A 3,681-nucleotide genomic window follows, 5' to 3' on the forward strand; every position below is an offset into this window, starting at 1 on the left:
CTGTAGGCCTTGAGCTTGGCGAGCTGGTGCTCGGAGGTGACCTTGCGGATGGTGCCCGAGCGGCTGCGCATCACCAGGGAGTCGGTGACGACGGCGCCGTGGGGGAGATACTGCACCCCGCGCATCAGGTCGCCGTCGGTGATGCCGGTGGCGACGAAGAAGCAGTCGTCGCCGGTGACCAGGTCGTCGGTGTGGAGCACGAAGTCGGGGTCGAGGTTGTGGCCGGCGTCGAGGGCACGCTGGCGCTCCTCGTCGTCCTTCGGCCACAGCCGGCCCTGGATGGTGCCGCCCAGGGCCTTCATCGCGCAGGCGGCGACGATGCCTTCAGGGGTGCCTCCGATGCCCATCAGCAGGTCGGCGCCGGAGCCGGCACGAGCCGCCGAGATGGCACCGGCGACGTCACCGTCGACGATGAACTTGATGCGGGCGCCGGTCTCGCGGATCTCCTCGACCAGCTTGTCGTGGCGCGGGCGGTCGAGCACGATCACGGTGATGTCGGAGGCAGTGGTGGCCTTGGCCTTCGCGACCGCGGCGATGTTCTCGGCGACCGGCAGCCGGATGTCGACGACGTCGGCGGCCTCGGGACCGGTGACCAGCTTCTCCATGTAGAAGACGGCGCTGGGGTCGTACATGCTGCCGCGCGGGGCGACCGCCATCACCGCCACCGCGTTGCTCATGCCCTTGGCGGTCAGCGTGGTGCCGTCGATCGGGTCGACCGCGACGTCGCACTCGGGGCCGGTGCCGTCCCCGACCTGCTCGCCGTTGAACAGCATCGGGGCGTTGTCCTTCTCGCCCTCGCCGATCACGACGGTGCCGTTCATGGCGACCGTGGAGATCATGGTGCGCATCGCGTTGACCGCGACCCCGTCGGCGCCGTTCTTGTCGCCACGACCCACCCAGCGGGCGGCGGCCATCGCCGCTGCCTCGGTCACGCGCACCAGCTCCAGGGCCAGGTTGCGGTCAGGAGCGGTGGGGGCGACGCCGAGCGGCTGGGTGTCGTTCATGGGGATCAATCTATCGGCCGTGTGCGGTGCCGTGGCCGCCGCGTCACTTGATCGATCCAGAGACAAGCCTCACAGCGAACGGTGTCTGCGGGTCGTTCAGGACCCGTTCGGTCGGGCCGTCCTCGACGATGCGACCGTGCTCGACCACCACCACCCGGTCGGCGAGCGCCCGAGCGTCGGCGGCGTCGTGGGTGACGATGATGGCGGTCCTGCCCTCGAGGGCGGTACGGAGCGTCTGCCGCAGCGCGGGGCGGACGTCGACGTCGAGCGAGGCCATCGGCTCGTCGAGCAGGAGCAGCTCGGGATCCGCGGCGAGCGCCCGGGCCACCGCCACTCGCTGGGCCTGGCCGCCGGAGATCTCATGCGGCTTGCGCCCGGCCAGCGTCTGGGCACCGATGTCGGTGAGGTGTCGCAGGGCGAGCTCGTTGGCCTGGTGGCGGCGTACGCCGCGTGCTCGCGGAGCGAAGGCGACGTTGGCGAGCACCGACAGGTGCGGGAACAGCAGCGGGTCCTGGGCCAGGAGAGCGACCCCGCGGGCGTGCGGGGGCGTGGAGTCGACGACGCGGTCGCCGAGGCGTACCTCTCCTTCGTCGGGATGGAGGAGGCCGGCGATCACCCCCAGCAGGCTCGACTTGCCGGCGCCGTTGGGGCCGGTGAGCGCGACCGTCTCGCCGGCGGCCACGTCGAGGGTGACGTCGATGCCGCGCTGGGCGATCACGGCCCGCAGGTGGAGAGAACTCACGCCGCCACCTCCGTAGCGCAAGCGCCATCGTACGGAGATGGCGGCGTGTGGATCTGATGGTTCGCTCGCTTGCGCTCGCTCACAGGGCCCTCCCGTGACGGGCGAAGCCGATGACGGCGATCGCGACGACGACCAGCACCAGCGAGAGCGCGACCGCCGCGTCGGGGTCGTCGACGCGGAGCAGGTAGACCTGCAGCGGCATCGTGCTGGTGACGCCGGGAAGGTTGCCGGCGAAGGTGATCGTGGCGCCGAACTCGCCCAGGCAGCGGGCGAAGGCGAGGACGGACCCGGAGAGCAGGCCGGGCGCGACGAGAGGCAGGGTCACGCGGCGGAAGACCGTGGTCGGGCGGGCTCCCAGCGTGGCCGCGACGGCCTCGTAGCGGGTGCCGCTGGTGCGCAGGGCTCCCTCGAGGCTGATCACCAGGAACGGCAGCGCGACGAACGTCTGGGCCATCACCACGGCGAGGGTGGTGAACGGGATCTGGATGCCGACCAGGTCCAGCGACTGCCCCAGCAGCCCGCGTCGGCCGAAGGTGTAGAGCAGGGCGAGCCCGCTGACGACCGGTGGCAGTACGAGCGGCAGCAGCACCAGCGAGCGCACCAGCCCCTGTCCCCGGAAGCTGGTGCGGGCGAGCACCGTGGAGAGCGGCACGCCGAGCAGGATGCACAGCACGGTGCTGGCCACCGCGGTGCGCAGGCTCAGCCAGAGTGCCTCCAGCGCGGAGGGCGAGGTGATCAGCGAGGGCAGGGTCGCCGGGTCGACGCGCAGGACGATCGCGGCCAGCGGGACGATGATGAACGCGGCGGCGATGGCTGCCGGGAACCACAGCCAGCGTGGCATCCCGACGGACGGACCGGCCCCCCGCTGCCGGTCCGTCCGTCCGGGCCTCCGGAGAAGGTCAGGGCTGGCCGAAGCCGGCATCGCTCAGCACCTTCTGTCCGGTCTCGCTCAGCACCAGGTCGACGAACTCCTGGGCCAGGTCGGCGTCGTCGGCGCCGTCGAGGGCAGTGATCGGGTAGGTGTTCACGACCTGGTCGGACTCCTCGAACTCGACGCCCGTCACGGTGTCGCCGGCGGCGGTCACGTCGGTGACGTAGACCAGCCCGGCGTCGGCGTCGCCGGAGGTGACCTTGGCGAGCACGTCGCTGACCGACTGCTCCTCGCTGACCGGCTCGATGTCGACGCCGGTCTTCTCCTCCATCTCGGCGGTCGCGTTGCCACAGGGGACCTCGACCGCGCAGACGACGACCTTGGTGCTCTCCCGGGCGAGATCCTGGAAGCCGGCGATGTCGGCCGGGTTGCCGGGCGGGGTGGCGATCTCCAGGGTGTTGGAGGCGAAGTCCTGCGGGTCGGTGGCCAGGTCACCGAGCTTGTCCATGTTCTTGGCGTCGGCCGAGGCGAAGACGTCGGCCGGGGCGCCGTCCTCGATCTGGGCGACCAGGTCCGAGGAGCCGCCGAAGCTCGTGGTCACCTTCACCTCGGGGTGCTGCTTCTCGAACTCCTCGGCCAGCTGGGTGAACGTGTCGGTCAGCGAGGCCGCCGCGAAGACGGTCAGTTCCTGTTGGTCGGCCTGTCCGCTCGCGCTGCCGCAGCCGGCGAGCGCGAGGGTGGCTGCGACGGCGATGCTGACAGCGAGGGCAGGCTGCTTGATCATGGGCGCTCCACGACGACGTTGGTCGACTTGATGGACGCGACCGCGCTGACGCCGGGCTCGAGACCGAGCTCGACGGCGGCCTCGGCGCTCATCAGCGAGACGATCCGATAGGGCCCGCACACCATCTCGACCTGCGCCATCACGGTGTCCACGGTGGTCTTGGTGACGATCCCGAGCATCCGGTTGCGGGCGCTGACCGCCTTCGCCCGGTCAGGGTTGGGGGCGTCGGCCAGCTCCGAGGCCAGCTCGGCCAGGACGATGCCGTCGATGACCGCGCGGC

5 protein-coding genes are annotated in these 3,681 nt (G+C 71.1%); all 5 read right to left on the bottom strand.

Going from position 1 to position 3,681, the window contains the following annotated elements; translation table 11 throughout:
• On the bottom strand, positions 1-1,004 hold a 1,004-nt coding region (gene glpX / locus ACFVJS_RS26970), incomplete at its 3' end, for a class II fructose-bisphosphatase (RefSeq protein ID WP_378886634.1).
• Between the two features lie 43 nt (positions 1,005-1,047).
• Positions 1,048-1,746: a sulfate/molybdate ABC transporter ATP-binding protein gene (locus ACFVJS_RS26975; RefSeq protein WP_378886635.1), complete on the bottom strand. Its 699-nt coding sequence runs from the start codon at positions 1,744-1,746 to the stop codon at positions 1,048-1,050.
• Positions 1,747-1,825: 79 nt separating this feature from the next.
• Positions 1,826-2,587: an ABC transporter permease gene (locus ACFVJS_RS26980; protein WP_378886636.1), complete on the bottom strand. Its 762-nt coding sequence runs from the start codon at positions 2,585-2,587 to the stop codon at positions 1,826-1,828.
• Positions 2,588-2,645: 58 nt separating this feature from the next.
• Positions 2,646-3,401, bottom strand: coding sequence for a molybdate ABC transporter substrate-binding protein (modA, locus tag ACFVJS_RS26985; protein WP_378886637.1), 756 nt, complete (start codon positions 3,399-3,401; stop codon positions 2,646-2,648).
• Positions 3,398-3,681: molybdopterin-binding protein (locus ACFVJS_RS26990; RefSeq protein ID WP_378886638.1), on the bottom strand; the 284-nt coding region annotated here is incomplete at its 5' end. The genes modA and ACFVJS_RS26990, both read right to left, overlap by 4 nt.

Origin of the sequence: Nocardioides sp. NPDC057772 (genome assembly GCF_042798075.1) — a bacterium.
Classification (GTDB): domain Bacteria; phylum Actinomycetota; class Actinomycetes; order Propionibacteriales; family Nocardioidaceae; genus Nocardioides.

Excerpts from the sequence above, each read along its gene's own strand:
- modA (WP_378886637.1), bottom strand. The coding sequence starts at position 3,401 with ATGATCAAGCAGCCTGCCCTCGCTGTCAGCATCGCCGTCGCAGCCACC.
- ACFVJS_RS26980 (WP_378886636.1), bottom strand. The coding sequence starts at position 2,587 with ATGCCACGCTGGCTGTGGTTCCCGGCAGCCATCGCCGCCGCGTTCATC.